This is a genomic window from Frankia tisae (genome assembly GCF_025403405.1).
GTDB lineage: Bacteria > Actinomycetota > Actinomycetes > Frankiales > Frankiaceae > Frankia > Frankia tisai.
Genome location: NZ_JANEZT010000018.1, coordinates 18,527 through 35,213 on the forward strand (window position 1 = coordinate 18,527; position 16,687 = coordinate 35,213).

17 protein-coding genes and 1 pseudogene are annotated in these 16,687 nt (G+C 65.9%); 5 read left to right on the forward strand and 13 right to left on the reverse strand.

Translation table 11 applies throughout. The features are described 5' to 3' along the window. Positions 1–177: 177 nt before the first annotated feature. From NBZ85_RS03265 to NBZ85_RS03275, 4 genes and pseudogenes are all read left to right on the forward strand, one after another. Entirely contained in the window at positions 178–1,014 is an 837-nt protein-coding gene (locus NBZ85_RS03265) for a hypothetical protein (RefSeq protein ID WP_261554429.1), read from the forward strand. A 510-nt stretch (positions 1,015–1,524) separates the two neighbouring features. Continuing rightward, entirely contained in the window at positions 1,525–1,971 is a 447-nt protein-coding gene (locus tag NBZ85_RS03270) for a hypothetical protein (RefSeq protein ID WP_261554413.1), read from the forward strand. Positions 1,972–2,070: 99 nt separating this feature from the next. Further along, a pseudogene (locus tag NBZ85_RS33675) lies at positions 2,071–2,326 on the forward strand (IS3 family transposase); the annotation flags it as partial. A gap of 126 nt (positions 2,327–2,452) precedes the next feature. Then, on the forward strand, positions 2,453–3,049 hold the full coding sequence (locus NBZ85_RS03275) for a TetR/AcrR family transcriptional regulator (RefSeq protein ID WP_261554414.1): 597 nt from the start codon (positions 2,453–2,455) through the stop codon (positions 3,047–3,049). A gap of 10 nt (positions 3,050–3,059) precedes the next feature. Here NBZ85_RS03275 and NBZ85_RS03280 read toward each other — a convergent pair whose 3' ends face one another. The 3 genes from NBZ85_RS03280 to NBZ85_RS03290 all read right to left on the reverse strand — a co-directional run bounded on the left by NBZ85_RS03280 (position 3,060) and on the right by NBZ85_RS03290 (position 5,606). Further along, the gene (locus tag NBZ85_RS03280; protein ID WP_261554415.1) at positions 3,060–3,830 is read right to left on the reverse strand and encodes an enoyl-CoA hydratase-related protein; all 771 of its coding nucleotides are present in this window, start codon (positions 3,828–3,830) and stop codon (positions 3,060–3,062) included. A 148-nt stretch (positions 3,831–3,978) separates the two neighbouring features. Continuing rightward, complete coding sequence (locus NBZ85_RS03285) at positions 3,979–4,458, reverse strand: nuclear transport factor 2 family protein (RefSeq protein WP_261561494.1); 480 nt, start codon at positions 4,456–4,458, stop codon at positions 3,979–3,981. Further along, a complete protein-coding gene (locus NBZ85_RS03290) occupies positions 4,455–5,606 on the reverse strand; it encodes an NADH:flavin oxidoreductase/NADH oxidase (protein WP_261554417.1) in 1,152 nt (383 codons plus the stop codon). The genes NBZ85_RS03285 and NBZ85_RS03290 overlap by 4 nt, the downstream gene beginning before the upstream one ends. 169 nt (positions 5,607–5,775) lie before the next feature. Here NBZ85_RS03290 and NBZ85_RS03295 point away from each other — a divergent pair, with 169 nt between their 5' ends. After that, on the forward strand, positions 5,776–6,399 hold the full coding sequence (locus NBZ85_RS03295; protein ID WP_261554418.1) for a hotdog fold domain-containing protein: 624 nt from the start codon (positions 5,776–5,778) through the stop codon (positions 6,397–6,399). Between the two features lie 6 nt (positions 6,400–6,405). On the opposite strand, the gene NBZ85_RS03300 is transcribed toward NBZ85_RS03295, so the two are convergent. The 10 genes from NBZ85_RS03300 to NBZ85_RS03345 form a co-directional block, all read right to left on the reverse strand. Next, on the reverse strand, positions 6,406–7,596 hold the full coding sequence (locus tag NBZ85_RS03300; protein WP_261554419.1) for an acyl-CoA dehydrogenase family protein: 1,191 nt from the start codon (positions 7,594–7,596) through the stop codon (positions 6,406–6,408). After that, on the reverse strand, positions 7,593–8,774 hold the full coding sequence (locus tag NBZ85_RS03305) for an acyl-CoA dehydrogenase family protein (RefSeq protein WP_261554420.1): 1,182 nt from the start codon (positions 8,772–8,774) through the stop codon (positions 7,593–7,595). The genes NBZ85_RS03300 and NBZ85_RS03305 overlap by 4 nt, the downstream gene beginning before the upstream one ends. 64 nt (positions 8,775–8,838) lie before the next feature. Further along, the gene (locus NBZ85_RS03310) at positions 8,839–9,618 is read right to left on the reverse strand and encodes an aspartate/glutamate racemase family protein (RefSeq protein WP_261554421.1); all 780 of its coding nucleotides are present in this window, start codon (positions 9,616–9,618) and stop codon (positions 8,839–8,841) included. Positions 9,619–9,693: 75 nt separating this feature from the next. Continuing rightward, positions 9,694–10,473, reverse strand: coding sequence for an SDR family NAD(P)-dependent oxidoreductase (locus NBZ85_RS03315; RefSeq protein ID WP_261561495.1), 780 nt, complete (start codon positions 10,471–10,473; stop codon positions 9,694–9,696). Positions 10,474–10,498: 25 nt separating this feature from the next. Continuing rightward, on the reverse strand, positions 10,499–11,275 hold the full coding sequence (locus tag NBZ85_RS03320) for an enoyl-CoA hydratase/isomerase family protein (protein ID WP_261554423.1): 777 nt from the start codon (positions 11,273–11,275) through the stop codon (positions 10,499–10,501). Positions 11,276–11,383: 108 nt separating this feature from the next. After that, positions 11,384–12,139 (reverse strand): SDR family oxidoreductase, encoded by a 756-nt coding sequence (locus NBZ85_RS03325; protein ID WP_261554424.1) that lies wholly within the window; start codon positions 12,137–12,139, stop codon positions 11,384–11,386. After that, positions 12,139–12,552 (reverse strand): Zn-ribbon domain-containing OB-fold protein, encoded by a 414-nt coding sequence (locus tag NBZ85_RS03330; RefSeq protein ID WP_261554425.1) that lies wholly within the window; start codon positions 12,550–12,552, stop codon positions 12,139–12,141. The genes NBZ85_RS03325 and NBZ85_RS03330 overlap by 1 nt, the downstream gene beginning before the upstream one ends. Next, positions 12,549–13,700, reverse strand: coding sequence for a thiolase family protein (locus tag NBZ85_RS03335; protein WP_261554426.1), 1,152 nt, complete (start codon positions 13,698–13,700; stop codon positions 12,549–12,551). The genes NBZ85_RS03330 and NBZ85_RS03335 overlap by 4 nt, the downstream gene beginning before the upstream one ends. A 7-nt stretch (positions 13,701–13,707) precedes the next feature. Beyond that, complete coding sequence (locus NBZ85_RS03340) at positions 13,708–14,643, reverse strand: TIGR03620 family F420-dependent LLM class oxidoreductase (RefSeq protein WP_261554427.1); 936 nt, start codon at positions 14,641–14,643, stop codon at positions 13,708–13,710. 5 nt (positions 14,644–14,648) lie between these two features. After that, positions 14,649–16,358, reverse strand: coding sequence for an AMP-binding protein (locus NBZ85_RS03345; RefSeq protein WP_261554428.1), 1,710 nt, complete (start codon positions 16,356–16,358; stop codon positions 14,649–14,651). Positions 16,359–16,687 lie beyond the last annotated feature (329 nt).

Here is a 16,687-nt window from a genome sequence, read left to right on the forward strand (position 1 = left end):
GATCGCGGAGGGTCCTTGGATATCCATCGAGGGGTGCTCCCGCCCCTTGTTCCCTCACTCGGAGGAGGAATTGCCTCCCTGTGGGGGAGGCTTCGCTCCCGTGACGCCGCCTAACCTCCAGAGTGACGGTCGTCATATTTGCGATGACTTCGGCCAAGGAGGCTCTCGTTGGGACGCATGCCGCATGACGTGATGTCGCACGAGCTTGATCTGCTCTGGCAGTCGATCTTCACCTGGGTGAGCTGGGCCATCGCGTTCGCGATGATCGCGATCGCGATCTACTTATGGCGCAAGGAGCGGACGCCGTTCTATCTCTGCGCGGTGCTCGCGGCGGGCGTCGCGGCGTTCGCCGAGCCGCTGTACGATGTCGCCTTCGATCTGTGGTTCTTCGACGCGGACAGGGCCGGCGCCCCTGGTGCGATGTGGTCGCACTTCAGCGCCTTCGGTGTTGTGCAGCCCAACTGGACGCACAGTGGCTACATCATCCTGTATGCCGCCGTCGCACTCTATGCGGGGCGGAAGATGTACGAGGGCCGTCTGACCCGCAAGGGACTGTTCGCAATCTGGGGCCTGGAGATTCTCACCTCGTGCGTCTTCGAGGCGATCGGCACCGGCGTCGGCGTCTACACCTACTACGGCCCCTACGAGCTGCGGATCTGGAACTACCCAGCCGTGATCGGCGTGCTCGAGGGCACTCAGACAGTCCTGTTCACGGTCCTGGCCGTGCAGATCCGGCGGCGCGTCTCCCGTCCTTGGGGCCTGACCTCGCTGTTCGCTGCCTTCCCCATCACGATGTTCGGAGCGAACTTCGGCATCGGCAGTCCCATCATCATCGCGCTGCACCTGGACGGCGAGGACTTCTCCCGTGGGCTCGTGTGGGCCGCGACCTTTCTCACGATGGCCCTCTGCGTCCTGGCCATCCACGGCGCATCGAAGTTCCTTCCTCGGCCCCGCGCGGTTGTCGAGCCTGACAGCCTGCCCGTCCCGTCGAGCGACGGCGCACTACTGGTGTGACTGCGCCCACCACCCGGATGTGCTCGGGCCGAGGCCAGAGCGGTAGTTGTCAGATCAAGTGAGACAGCGGGTTGCTACAGTAATCGCCGTGCTCGCCGTGCTCGCCGTGATGTCGGACGTGTAGGGCTGCCAGCAGCGCAGCCGGTTTCTTCGACCAGCGACGATCCGCACCCGCAGATCGGCGAGTGGAAGTCCATTCAAAATGCTGGGCTCCGCCGTCGCGGCTTCGGTGGACCCGATGGATGCTATGCGGGCTGCCGCCGGGCGGATGACTGCCGACTGGGTTCCAATGGCGCACCGTCCGTCTGGGTCTTGACCAGCCTCGGGGTCCTCCCGCCTCCACTCGCCGTCCCAACTGAGCCTTTCCGCGTAACGGTTGGCCGCCGTGTGTAACCGTCACCAGAAGTAGTTGGGGGCGCTGAGTGCCGAGGGGGGTGGACGAGGAAACGCGAGGCCCCGGTAAGAAGTCTGGTCCGACCAAAGATCAGCTTCGAGGGGCCCCGCGTCCCCGTGAGTGGGGCATACACCGCCGAACTGCCCTGCCGCGACCAGACCGTCGCCTATTACGAAGGCGAAAGCGACACCGTCACCGTTCCGGTCAGGAAACCCCAGCGCGGCCAGCTCACCGCCGAACAGACCGAGCTTCTCGGTGTGGTCGCTGATGCGCGCGATGCCGAGTCAAGCGATGCCGGCTGGACGCACGGCTGGCGTGGGCTGGGGCTCATTCCGCATGACTTTTTCGTAGCCGTCGCAGAAGAACAGATTCAAGGCAAGCACGTAGTACACGATCATGTGCGCCGGCGGCAACCGTTAGCATCTCTCTCGTTTCCCGCACTCATTCAGGACATCGTCGATGAGATCTCGACGGAGAATCCGGGTGAGTATGCCGATACCAATCCGTTCCGTCGGTCACTCTCCCGAGATCTCGACCCTTTCGATGTCGCTTACCACAGGTAACTGCTAGAAGCCCGAAATGATATCTTTCAAAACTCGACGGCGACACGCGGACAAATCCCCGACCTGGCCCGCGCCACGCCAACTAAGCAGAATTGCGATGTGCGATCCCCCGTCGGCGTCATCGGTGTGTGTTGGGGCGATGCCGCCACGAGTTCTTGTTCGGCACATTCAAAAATGAATTCGTCCACCGGGAGACCTAACCCGCCGCGTTGCCCGCAGTGCGACCGCCGAGCACGCCGAAGTCTTCTACAACCGGCAGCGACTCCACTCCACCCTCGACTACCACACCCCGGAACATATCGAGAACCTCTATCAGGCGGGCAAGGCGCCAATGTCAGAGGTGACATGGAGCTGATATAGTCCACTGAAGTCGTGTCCGTGAAACAGGCAGCAGCTCACGTTCACATCACAGTCCCGGGTGCCCTGGGCAAGATGTCGGGGTGTAGCATTATCAGGCTGTGGCACGGTAGTGAGGAGAAGTGTGAGAGTCGCTGGTTCCAACAAGGCCGATACTTGGAGCCGCCTCAAGGCGGCGGGGATCGATCTTCTGTTCAAGCACGGGTACGAGGCCATGAACACCCGTCAGCTCGCGGAGGCGGCCGGCCTCAAGCCCGGCTCGATCTACTACTACTTCAAGAGCAAGGAAGAGTTCCTCCATCGGCTGTTGATCGATCTGCTCCAGGAGGTTGTCGCCGACCTGGAGGGCGGGCTGGAAGACGTGGACGACGTCGAACAGCGTCTGGAGACGTACGTACGCATCCTCGTCAGGTGGCACGTCGATCGCCGTGAGGAGACGTTCATCGCCTCGATTGAGATTCGCTCGCTTTCTGGGCAACGCCACGAAAGATACATGCTGCTCAGGCGCCGTTTCGACACCCTTCTCGCCGAGATCCTGCAGCAGGGAATCGACGAAGAACGCTTTGTCGTGCCCAACGAGCCGGTTCTGAGGAATGCCATCCTGTCAATGATCACTGGGATCTGCGGGTGGTACGACCCGTCCGGCCCGCTTGGGCTTTCCTCCATTTCCGATGAGTTCGTGAGACTGACGCGCAACATGGTCGGACTGCCGAGCAGATGACCTGCTTGATTCACTCGATATAACGAGCCGCACGCTGTTCGAGCGTGGCGTGACGGGCTTCGAGCGAGTCGGGGTGCCCGGACAGCTCTCGTGTCAGACCTTGCTCGAAGATGTATCCCTCCTGCAGGTCCATGGTCTCGATGCCGTTCAACGAGCGCTTCGCCATGCGGATCGAGGCGTTGCTGTGGCGTACGATGCGACGTGCCTGCTCATGGGCCCTCTTGATCAGTTCCGTCGGTGGGGCCACGGCGACGATGCCACCGAGTTCCGCCAGGCGACCGGCTTCGATCGGGTCGCCGGTGAGGTACATCCAGCGAACGATCGGCTCAGGCACCAGGCGGGCGAGATGGCGTGCTCCTCCCATGATTCCAACGCCTACCTCCGGCGTCCCGAATCTGGCGTTCTCCGCGGCGATGACGAAGTCACATGACGCGGCTATTGCCAGCCCGGTCCCCAGCGCTACACCGTGGACCGCGCCGATCACCGGAACGGGACACTCCTGGATCGCGAAGAACGCCGCGCGCACCTCTGCCATCCGTGCGTCCGAGTTCTCCGGCGTGAGAGTGCCGAACTCGTGCAGATCGTTTCCCGCGCAGAAGTGCTTCCCCTCGCCGGTCAGCACGATGGCCTTCACCCCCGGAAGATACTGGTCCGGTCGTGAGAAGAGGGCCTCGAGTTCGCGGTACATCGCCTGGGAGACGGAATTGACCGGTGGGCGGGCTAGCCACACCGTGCTGAGTGGGCCTTCGGAATCGATACGAAGAAACTCGAATAGGCTCATGCAAAACTGCTCCTTCAAGCCGTCCAGGGCCGTCCTGAACTCGGTGGGTCCTGCTGCTGTTCCGGTGGTTCTGCTGCCGGACCTCCAGGTTGTCGAGATGACGCGGCGGTGACGGCGCCTCCCGGCACGTGGCTGTGGGGTGGCCGACCTATTCCTCCCGAATCCGGGCGGGCCTGAGGAGTGCGAGATTCATCGGTTCGGAGACGAACCAACGCCTGACGATGCGCGTGCGGATCCGCCACTCGCCGTCGAGACGCAGGTACTGATCCTCGTACGAGGCCGAGACCAGGCTCGGAAGGCCGTCGTGCCCCACGCATATGGCGAATGAATCACTGGAACCCTCGGCCCGCTCCCCGTCCAGCAGCCGGACGATGTGGTTCGTCGTCCAGTGGTGGGTACTCTGGTAGCTCTGCTGGACGAACGTGATTGCCTGGGACAGCTCCGAGAGACCGCAGAACCGGCCTCTCCTACTTCCGATGATGTACTCACCTTCAGGGTGCCAGATCGACAGGAACGTCGTCTGGTCCCCTCGATCGATGCCGACGCAGTACTTCGCGCCGAGCTCGATGATCTGAGCCCTGCTCAGCAGTTCCTTGACACCGACGGCCCCGTCCCTGCCCGCGCTCATGCTCGTCGTTCCCGCGGTGTGGTCATGCTGTCCAGTTGCCGCCTTCGTTTCGCGATCCACGACCGGCTCTGCACAGGCAGTAGGGTGAAACGGTCCCGGTCGCTGTACTGGCCCAGGTCTTCCCGCGCCCGGATCGGCCACGCGGGGTCCACAAGCGCCTCACGGCCGATCGCGACGAGGTCGGCCGCGCCGGTCCGAACGATCTTGTCGGCCTGTCCGGCGTCAACGATGTGGCCCACGGCCATCGTGCGGATCTCGGCGCGGCGACGGACCTCGGCCGCCCAGTCGACCTGGTAGCCCGGACCGAGGCCGTGGACGTAGGCGCCGCCGATTCCGCCGGACGAACAGTCGATCACGTCGACGCCGACGGCCTTCAGCCGACCCGCGAACTCGACGGTCTGCTCCAGGTCGATACCGTCGTGACCGTTGTCGACGACGGACAGCCGGACGAACAGCGGCCGGTCTTCTGGCCACTGCCCCCGGACCGCCTCGGCGACCAACAGCGGGAATCGCATGCGGGCGTCGCGGTCGCCGCCGAACTCGTCGTCGCGCGTGTTGCTGATCGGGGACAGGAAGCCGTGCAACAGGTATCCGTGCGCCATGTGCAGCTCCAGGACGTCCGCCCCCGCCTCGGCCGCCCGGCACGCCGCCGCGCGCCAGTCCCGCAACTGCTCCTCCAGCTCCGCGGCGGTCAGCGCCCTGGGGCGTTGCCAGCCCGGCGCGTAGGGCTGATCGGTGACCGAACGGATTTCCCACCGCCCGTCCGTGGGCCGATCGGCCTCAGTCACCCACGGCGGCAACGTGGCGGCCTTGGAGCCGGCGTGCCCGAGTTGAACACCGAATCGCGCGCCATGAGCATGCGTGAAGTCGGCGATGCGCCGTAGCGCGTCACGCTGGTCATCCCGCCACAGGCCGACGTCGCCGTAGGTGAGCCGACCTTCGGGAGAGATCGACGTCGCCTCCGTCATGACCAGCCCGAAACCACCCATCGCGAATCGGCCGAGATGCACCAGGTGATAGTCGCTCGCGAGGCCGTCGACTGCGGAGTACTGACACATGGGAGAGACTGCGACGCGATTACGGAAAGTTATTCCTCCCACCGTCAGCTCCTCGAAGAGCCCACGGGGTGGCTGCTGGGTGTTCACCACGATACCGTCCTTGCCGGTGTGCTCGCCGGGATATCGGCCGTGATACGGGCCGGGCGTCTGTCAAATAATTCGGGTCATGCGCGTGGACACGGCTCTTCTCGCCGGAGATGGCCACTGCCGGGCGTACGTTTGATACGATTCTCTTCTCTCGCGAAGGAAGGACTTCGAGGTGATCCCTGACGACCCGGGCGAATCCGGCCGGCAAAGCTACACGGCCCTCGCCGCGGAGATCATCCGCCTGCTCGATGCTCTCTCGATGACGCGGCCGGATCCGACCGTTCTCGACGGCGGCCTCAGGGTCGTGCGCGATCTGGCCACCCGTATCGAGGCTCTCCCCATTACCCCCGAGAATCCCCAGGTTCCCGCGCACTCGCCCAAGAGCCCGCGGTTCCAGCCGGCCGAGCGGGGCCTGGTGCCGCCGGTTTCCATCGATCTCGAGGATGACAAACAGCTCGTCGGTCGCGTGCGCTTCAGCCCCCATTTTGCGGGGACGGCCGCCGTACACGGGGGCTCCCTTGGACTGCTCTTCGATGACCTCCTGGGTAGGCTCGCCAATTCGGGACTGGTCGGGAGGGTCGCCCGCACGGCCTATCTTCACATCGACTACCGCCGGTTGGTCCCGGTGGCGACCGAGCTTTCCTGCCGAGCATGGATCGCGGCCGTCGACGGTCGGAAGCGGACCGTCCGGGGCGTGCTCTCCTACGCCGGAGAGGTCGTCACGGAGGCCGAAGGGCTGTGGATCGAACCGCGGCCGGGCAACGATGGTGATCGTCGGCTTCATGATTCCGCCTGACTTGCGCTAGCGTGGCCGTGACCATTTGTGAATGTTGTTTCGCTGAATCGCAGAGGATCCGCCGATGATCGGCATCAACAGCACGTCGCGCACATATCTCTCCATATCGAAGTCCTTGACGTAGCCATAGGCACCCAGGACCGTCTGCGCGTCGAGCACGATCTGCTTGCACGTCTCCGTCACGAACAACTTGGCCATGGACGTTTCGACGCCACAGCGGGCGCCGCGGTTCGCCAGCTCCGCGGCATCGTCCAGTACGAGGCGGGACGCGTACAGCTTGACTCGCATGTCCGCGAGTGAGTGCGCTATGGACTGGTGCCTGACGATCGGGACGCCGAACTGTCGGCGTTCCTGAGCATAGGCATGCGCATCCGCGCAGGCGGCCGCGCCGAGGCCCAAAGCCATGGCGGCCACCTCGAGTTTCTCGATGTCGAGGCCGGCGCCGGTGATGAGCGACCAGCCACGGTTCCAGGCTTCCTCCCCTCCCATCAGGTTCGCGAGGGGCACCCGGACGTCATCGAAGACGACATCGGTCGTCCCGCTGCCCTTGAGGCCCATCGCGTCAATCGTCGTGATCGTCACGCCCTCGGCCCGGCTGGGCACGAGAACCGTGCTGAGGTTGTGGTAATGCGGAGCGTCGGGATCGGAGTTGGCCAGCGTGTAGATGTAGTCACTGATCTCCGCCCCGGTGCAGAACCGCTTGGACCCGTTGACGACCAGCTCGTCCCCGTCCCGACGTACGGTGGTCCGCACATCCGCCAGGTCGGCGCCCACGTCCGGTTCGGTCCAGCCGTAGGCGAACAGCAGGCGGCCCTGGGCGATCTCGGGAAGCCAGCGCTTCTTCTGCTCCTCGCTGGCGCATTCCACCACGGTCATTCCCGCGTAACAGCTCGCCATGATGTACGGGATCGCGACCGCCGAGCTGCGTCTGGAAAGCTCCTCGATCACCATGAGCGTGGCGTGGATGTCGCGACCCATTCCGCCGTACTCCTCGGGGATGGCCAGCCCGGCCACTCCGATCCCCACGAGCTTGTCGAAGACGTCGCGAGGGAACTCGTTCGCCTTGTCCCACTCGGCGGCGGCGGTGCGCGGCATCTGCTCCTCGATGAAACGGCGCAGAACCGTACGGAGCTCGAGCGCGTCATCGGACAGGTACCGGTTGGTGGTTTCCAGCGACATGGTTCCCGACAACGTCATACCCTGCCCTTGCCCGCGGCCTTGTAGGTCTCCCGCGCGATGATCAGCTTCTGGATCTCGCTGGTCCCGGCACCGATCTCGTGGTGCTTCGCGTCGCGGTAGAGCCGTGCCGCGGGGTATTCCTCCATCAGGCCGTAGCCCCCCAGGATCTGGACGACCTCGCGCGAGGCCTCGACCGCCACCTCCGAGCTGTAGAGCTTGAGGACCGCCGCCGCCCGCGTCACTTCTTCGCCGCGTTCGATGGCACGGATGAGGTGGTAGAACATCACCCGCGACATCTCCACACCAGTTGCCATCCGAGCAATCTTGTCCTGCGTCAGCTGGAAGGTCGACAGCGGCTGGCCGAAGACCTCCCGCTCGCTGGAGTACTCGACGGCGAGGTCAAGACAGGCCTGGGTGATACCCGTGTTGGACGCACCCTCGAAGACCCTTTCCAGGTCCAGCCCCTCGAGCATGTAGTAGAAACCGTTGTCGACTTCCCCGAGGACCTGGTCCGCCGAGACCCTGACGGAGTCGAAGAACACCTCCGCGGTCGGTGAGCTCCGCAGGGACAGCTTGTCGAAAGGCTTGCCGACGGTGAGGCCCGGCGTATCCCGATCGACGAGAAAGCAGGTACCGCCGCGGGCCCGCCGGTCCTCGCCGCTGGTCCTGGCGAAGACCATGAACATCGTCGCGATGGGCGCGTTCGTGATGAAGGTCTTCGAGCCGTCGATGACCCAGTCGTCGCCCACCCTGCGCGCGGTCGTCCGGGGGCTCAGGGCGTTGGAGCCGCCATGTGACTCGGTCAGGCAGATCGACATGGACGCCTCGCCGGCGATCAGCGGGACGAGGTACTTCTTCTTCTGTTCCTCGGTGCCACGCTTGATGAGGTGACGGGCGATCAGACTGAGATTCACGAACAAGGTCGCGTCGAGGCCGGCGTCGACGCGGGCGGTCTCCTCGGCCACGATCGCGCGAGTCATGAGACTGCCCCCGCCGCCTCCGTACTCCTCCGGGGCGAAGCAGCCGAGAATTCCCTGCTCACCCATGAGCCTGAGCAGCTCCTGCGGTGGCCGACCCGCACGCTCCATCTCCGCGACGATGGGATGCACGTGCTTGTTCATGAACTGCTGTACGACCTGTTGAAACTCGCGCTCCTCCTCGGTGAGGATGGACAGCGCCACGGAGCTGATGGACATGTGGGATCCCTTCAACGCTGGTGACCGCGGGCTCATGACCGGACGGACCCGGAAACCGGCGGACTCAGAGCCCGAACAGTCCTCGGACCCGGTCGGTGTCCGCGTCGGCAAGACGCTGGGTGTAGCCGGCACGGCTGGTGGGCGGCAGGCCGCCCTTGGTGGTGAGGTCGACGCGCATCTCGAGGGTCTTGAGCCCCACGCTCAAGGTTTCGAACACCGGGATGTCACCCTTGAGCCTGGTCAGTCCCGCCGCGGCAGTCATGGTGCTGAGCCCGGCGCTGCCGATCACGATCGCGCCGGCGCCGCGGTCGACAAGCCTGTTCGCCTGACGCTCGACGTCGGCGACGACGAAGTCGGGATTCGCGAAACCTTCGGTGAAGGCCTGCGCGGATGGGGTCTCAATACGCTCGACTCCCACGCAGCGATCGAGAAGCCCGTTCTTGGCGATCAGACTGTGGCACGTCTCGGCCCAGGCGACGTCCTCGACCGTCACGACACCGAAGCGGTAGGCGTAGGAGCTGGCGAGGTGCAGCGTGGCCTCCCAGGGCCCGACGACCGGGATGTCGACCAGGGTCCGGGCCTCGGTGATACCGGGATCACCGCTGCACGCGACCATCGCGCCGTCCGCCCCCTGCCGGCCCGCGTCCACGATGTTGTGGATCACGTCCACCGAGTTCAGCAGGTACGGGTATCCGAACACCGTGTCCGACGCGCGCTTCAGTTTCGCCCAGCGGTGTGTGATCTTCGTGTCCTCACGCTTCACCTTGTTGAACACCTTGGTGATCATCTCCGTGTAGGGCTCGGATCCACGCTGGGCGTTGATGTGCACGACGGCCAGTTCCACTGTGTCTCCCCATTTTAATCAAGCGTACGATTGATACTAGGACTCCGTTTACCCACCGTCAACGGATCTGTCGGATTATCTGAGCGCGCCGACGGACAGGCCGCCGCACACAGTCAGAGTCTGGCCAGTCACATAGCTGGCGTCGCGTGACGCCAGAAAGGCGATGCAGGCCGCGATCTCCTCCGGTCTGCCCGGCCGCCTGGCCGGTATCTGAGCGATCTGGTTGCGCTGAAACTCACCTGGCGTGCTCAGGAACATGCCGGTGGCGACCACGCCCGGCTCGACGCAGTTCACCGTGACTCCGTGCTTCGCGAGCTCGATCGCGGCCGATCGTGTCAGTGCCTCGATACCTCCCTTGGCAGCGCCGTAACTGACCCCGGCGACCACGCCCCTGGCGGCGACGGAGCTGGTGTTGATGATCCGTCCGTACCCGCGCTCCTTCATCGCGGGGGCGAACGCGCGCACCGTGTGCAGCGTCGCCACCAGGTGCGTGCCGAGAACCAGCTCGAAGTCCGCGTCGGTGATCTTTGCCAGCACCGCGTTGCGGACCGCGCCCGCGAGGTTGACCAGGACACTCGGTGCCCCGAACCGCTCGGCCACACCTGCGGCCAGGAGGTCGACGGCGGAGGAGGAGGTCACGTCGCACACATGGCTCGACGCGCTGAGCCCGTCCGCCACCAGGCCGGCCGCCACCCGCTCCGCGGGATCCGTGGCGATGTCCACGACGCACACGTGGGCGCCTCCCCGCGCGAGCCGGAGCGACGTGGCGGCGCCCAGGCCGCCGCCGCCCCCGGTGACGACCGCTACCTCGCGTTGCTCCTCCACGGTTCTCCCCTCGCCGTCACTGGTCACCATCGCCGGCACTCAACGTCGCCGGCACTCAACGTCGCTGGTAGTGCGGCGCGCGACCCTCCAGGAAGGCCGTGATGCCCTCACGGTGGTCCTCGGTGTCGAACAGCGCGGCGAAGATCTCCACCTCGCGCCGGTGCCCTTCGTCGAGCGAATGCCGCAGTCGGTAGTTGGCCGAGCGCTTCGCGGCCTCCACCGCGAGCGGTCCAGCCCTGTTGATCCGCTCGGCGACGGCCAGGGCAGCCTCCAACGAGCCCCCCGTGGGGCAGACCTGATCCACAAGACCGATCGCGTGCGCCTCCCCGGCCGGCAGCCGGTCGCCGGTGAACAGCAGCCGTTTGGCGGTGCCGACGGGAAGCGCGGAGAACAGCATCTGCGTCCCACCGGCCCCGGGAATCAGACCGAGCTGCACCTCGGTGACGCCGATCTTCGCCTGTTCTTCGGCGATCGCGATGTCGCAGGAGAGCAGCAGCTCAAGACCACCGCCGAGCGCATGTCCGTTGATCGCCGCTATGACCGGAACCCGAAGGTCGAACAGCACCTGCTGCATCCCCTGGACCCGCAACGCCATCGCGGCGGCGCCCTCGCGGTCGATCTCGGTGAAGTACCGGATGTCACCACCGGCGACGAAGCACCGGCCGGTACCGGTCAGGATCATGCTCCGCAGGTCGAGGTCCTGCTCGATCGCCCGAGCCGCGTGTTCGATCTCGGCCGCCACATCGGGATGCAGGGCGTTCACCGGAGGGTTGTCGATGGACACGACACCCGTCGCGCCGATGTGTTTGATCGTCACGAAGTCATAGGACATACCGCGGCAGATCCCCTTCCTTGTTCTCGACCGGCCCTTGTTCTCGATGCGGCGTCGGTTCTCGATGCGGCGTCGCCGCGCGTGGCCTGGTGTCAGACGGCATGGCGGTCAGACGATCCGGCGGGTGACGGCCAGGGGCAGGTGGCGCAGGCCCCAGGCGAACGCGGTCCACGGCCACCGCGGCACATACAGGTTCCTGCCTCCGCGCTCGATGGCATCGACCAACGCGCGGTGGCCCACCTCGGCGTCGACCAGGAGCCGATGACGGCGGCCGGTGCGGGCGTGCATGTCCGAGTCGATGTAGCCCGGCCGGATGGTGGTGACGGAGATGGGCACACCCCTTGCCTCGACATCGCTACGGATGCCCTCGGCCAGATGCGCCAGGGCGACTTTGGACGCGGCGTACACGTTCATCGGGCCGGGCATGCCGCGGGCGGCGACCACCGAGGAGACGACGACGAGGTGGCCGTGTCCCTGCGCGTAGAACACGCGCATGGCCGCCTCACACTGCGCGATTCCACCGACGAAGTTCGTCAGGGCGGTGTCCCGGTTTCCGCTGAATCGGCCCGCCCCGACTCGTGATCCCTTGCCCAGCCCCGCGTTCACGACAACCCGGTCCAGGCGTCCGGTCGCCGCGACCGCCTGCTCGAACGCCTCGAAGACGCGGTCGTGGTCCGTGACGTCCATACGCAGCGGGACCACCCGGCGACCGGGATGGCGGGCCTCGATCTCGGCCTGGAGCGCCTCGAGACGCTCCAGGCGGCGGGCGGTGACCACCAGATCCGCGCCGCGTGAGGCGAAGACCCGCGCCATACCCTCGCCTATGCCCGCACTCGCACCGGTGATCATCACCGTCTCGTTCATCACCGGCCCCGTACCCGGAACACGGGGAGCACGCGATCACCACGGCGCGCGAAGTCGAGCTGGACCTCAAGGCCGATCTCGACCCTGTCAGGATCGACGTCGACGATGTTCGTCATCATCGTCGGCCCTTCGGCGAGCCTGACGAGAGCCACCGTGTACGGCGTCAGATCGGCGAAGGCGCCGCTGCCACGGTGGACGACGCTGAAGGTCTCGACGACGGCCAGACCGGACGGTCGCCTCCACGTGAGCTTCCGGGACCAGCAATGTGAACAGAGATGACGCGGGTAGTACTGCCACTTCTCGCAGTCGCCGCAGTGCTGTAACCAGAAGGCGCTGCGACCGCACTCGCGCCAGAAGAACGCGGCCGGGTCCTCCAGCGGATCGACGTCCACTTCCACGGGGGTTGTTGTCATCGGACTCTTCCCAGGACCAGGAAACCGTTGTTGGCCAACCAGCTGCCTTGACCGTGCACGAGGCCGAGCTCGGCGTCCTGGACCTGCCTGGCGCCGGCCTCCCCACGCAGCTGGACGACCGCCTCGACGACGGAGTCCAGAGCCGCGCCCATGCCGGGATGCCGGAATGCCAGCGTGCCGCCGTGCGTGTTCACCGGGAGTCGCCCGCCAAGGTCGACCGCCCCGCTCTCGACGAACGCGCCGCCCTCGCCCTTCTCGCAGAAACCGATCTCCTCGAGGAGGATCAGGGGGACGATGGTGGCCGGATCGTAGAGCTCGACGAAGTCGAGGTCGTCGAGTGTGATCCCGGCCTGGGTGACAGCCTGGTCCGCGGCGACCCGGATGTGGGCGAACCGCGCCAGGCTTGGCGCCTGCGTCAGGCTCATGAAACCGCATGATTCGCCGTAGCCCCTGACGGCGACGGCGCGGTTACCCGTGGGCCTCCTGGTGACGACGAAGCCCTGTGCCCCGCCGGTCGATATCAGGGCCACCATCGACCGGGTCAGCGGGCTGCTGATGACGACATCGTCCAGAACCGACCGGACGGTCAGCTCGCCGGAGACCTCCGTGTCGGGATTCAGCAGGCCGTGTCGGCGGATGGTGACCGCGAGCGAGGCCAGCTGTTCCAGCGTGGTGCCGTAGTCGTGGATGTGCCGTGCGGCCATCAGGGCGAACGCGGTGGGGATGAGGGGACCGAACGGCCGCTCATAGGTCTGATCGAAACTCTTCATGTAGAGCTCGATCGCCCCCTCGAGCCCGAGGGTCGTCGCGAAGTTGTCGGCTGACAGCACCAGCACGTTGCTGGCCAGGCCGGCGTTCACGGCCGATCGGGCCATGCCGATCACGTCCGTCGCGGGGCGACCGCCGTAGGGCGCCATCGCAGCGTAGGCCGGTCCGATGCCGAGGTACTCGGCAAGCTCGGCGGGGTTGCACGCGAACGGCTGGGGGATGGACGACGACAGGACCAGCCCGTCGATGGCGTGCGGCTCCAGTCCCGCGTCGGTCACGGCGTCCGCGGCGGCGTCCGCCAGAAGCTTCAGGTAGGGCGGAGCAGGCTTTCCGCGGCCCACGATCCGCTGGGAGACTCCGGAGATGTAGACGGGGTTCATCGTTGGCTCAGCCGACACGAGCTGGCCTTTCGTCTATGTGCAACCAGTCGCTCAGGACGGTGGTCAAAGATCGCCATCCCTCGAGCGGTGGGTGATCGCGGTCCGCGGCGATCACATTGAGCGCCACATGGTCGGCGCCGCGGGCCAGATGCGCCCGGACACGCTCGTAGATCGCGTCCGCACGCCACACGAACAGCTCGTCAATCAACCGGTCACTGCCGCGGCCCGAGAAGTCGTCGGCGGTGAACCCCAGCCGCTCGAAGTGCCGCATGTAGTTGGGCAGTCTCAGGTAGAAATCAAGGTAACGACGGCCGATTTCGCGTGCCTCGGCGTCGTGGTCAGCCCAGATCACCACCTGCGTCACCCCCAGGAAGGCGTCCGGGCCCACATCGCGGCGGGCCGCCTCGGTGTGCGCGAGTGTCGCGTTGTAGGTGAGTGCGCCGCCGGTGCGGCAGCCGGCCAGCTGGAGCATCTTCGGACCAAGTGCGCCGATGAGGGTGAGTGCGGAATCAGGCGTCTGCTGACGAGCGGATGCGTCGCGCATGTGCTGCAGGTACTCGGTCATCGCGGTGAGCGGGGCACGGAACTCGTGCCCCCGCCTGTCGGCGAAGGACGCATGGCTGACGCCCAGGCCCAACGCGTAGCGGTCACCGTGGACCTCCCAGAGCACTCGCCGCCCGCTCACCAGCGCGTGGGCGTCGCGGGCATACATGCTCGCGACGCCTGTGCCGATACGAAGTCGTGTGGTGCCGGCGAGGTACTGGGCGGCTGCGGTCAGGGCCTCGCGTCCCGCGTCACCCGGCGTCCACAAGGTACCGAACCCCAGGCCCTCCACCTCGCGGGCCAGCTCGACGGCCCGGGGCATGGGCAGCGGATCCAGCGTGGCGGTCCAGATCCCGACGGGACCGGCGTCGAAGCCGTGACCGCGGCTGCGTGTCCTCATCCTGACTACTCGGATCCGACGGTGCCGGACTCGGCAAGAGACTCGCGCAGCACGAACTTCTGCACCTTTCCGGAGGGGGTACGCGGCAGGGACTTCACAACGGCCACCTTCTGCGGCCAGAACGGCTTCGCCATGCCGCCCTTTTCGAGGTAGGTCACCACATCCGCCAGCGTGGGCTCCCTGCCGTCGGCCACGATGACCGCGCAGACCCGTTCACCAAGCCGCTCGTCGGGATAGGAGACCACCGCGACGTCGTGAATGTTCGGATGCGTGTACAGGACGTTCTCGATCTCGACGGCGGAGATGTTCTGACCGCCACGAATAATGATGTCCTTGCTACGCCCCTCGATACGGATGGCGCCGTCGTCGGTCACCCGGCCAAGATCTCCCGTGTCGTACCAGCCGTCCGAGGTGAAGGCATCGGCGGTCAGGTCGTTGTGGCCGAAGTATCCCGCGAAGATGCCCGGGCCACGGACCTGTAAATTCCCGATCACGCCCGGTGGAACGAAATTCTGGTCGGCGTCGACCACCCGGGTCGTCTGCCACGGAACCGGGAACCCGTCGCTGGAGTTGAGGGTTTCGACGCTCGCGCCGAGCTTGTGGATGCTGGCGATCCCCGTCTCCGAACAGCCCCACAGCGGAACGAGGCTGGTCGAGAACTCCTCGTGCATGGCAACGGCCACGCCGGGAGGAATCGAGGCGCCGCCGCAGGCGAAGGCGCGCATCGTGTCGCCCGGGACCTGCGCTCGGTTCTTCCGGGCCTCGAGCATGTCGAGCGCGAAGGCCGTGGCGGACAGCGTCCAGGTGATGCCTTCGGTCCCCATCATGTCGAGCAGTCCGTCGACGTCCCATCGATCCTGGTAGACCACCTTCTGGCCCATGGACAGCGGAACCAGCATGCCATGAATGAACCCGGTCAGATGGCCCAGTGTCGACGCCATGAACGCCACGTCGTCCGCTGTGAGGGACAGCGCGTCGGTGATGACGTTCCGGTATCCCGACCACGCGGTGTTGTAGGTGTGCAACGCGCCCTTCGGAGTACCCGTGGTACCGGAGGTGTACACCAGCATCGCGATGTCATCGGCACCGGGACGCAACGGTTCGAGCGTCTCCGCGAGGCCGGGAGCGAGCTCTCGCCTGACGTCGACCAGCGAGCGCACGAAATCCATCTCAGGATCGATCGTGTCGTCCGCGTCGAAGAAGTAGAGTTGCTGGAGGGTGTCGATCTCGGACTGGAGCCGCTGCGCCGCCGCCGCGAAGTCATAGCCGCGGAACCGCTGCGGCGCGAGGTACACCTTGCTCCCGGAATCTTCCAGCATGAACCGCAGTTCACGCTCGCGGTAGATGATCGGAATCGGATTCGGTACGGCCCCTATGCGCATGGTTGCCAGGGCGATGGCCGGACCTTCCCAACCGTTGGCGGCCTGGATCGACACCACGTCTGCGGGCTTGACGCCGATGGCGAGAAGACCACCGGCGAGCCGATCGACAAGAGCGCCGAGCTGACCATAGGTCACCGTTTCGGGTAAGGAAACCCCCCTGCGGTACGAGACGACGGCCGCCTTCTGCGACAACCGCCGAACGTTGTCCAGGAAGTCGTCCAGGAACGTACGGTCACGCCACTGTCCGCTATCGCGGAATCGCTCCACGTCGGCCGGATCGAACGCGCGGATCCAGGACGCCAGCCGTGTCCCTTTATGCTCGCGTAAGTTCATCTCGCTGACTCCTTGTTCGCACGTCACGGCCCCACGGCGCGCTCTTCGTCGTTGCCAGGGTGCTGGTCATCGAAATGACGCACAAGCCGGCTGGTGCGCGTGGCCGGCCTCGTCGGTGGGTGCGTAGCGACCCCGGGTGAGGTCGTGGGTCCACCGCCACCGCCACCGCGGGCTTCCTGCTCCCGGGTGGCATGGGTCAAGATTCGAGCAAGCGACCGGTTCTTGTCAATCGTTCGATCGCTTGATTCTTTGGAAGCGGCACGACCCGCCCGACCAGCGCCCGCCGAGGAGCGAGCGCCGCCGCCGGGGCTGGGCGGCCCGCGGGGTGG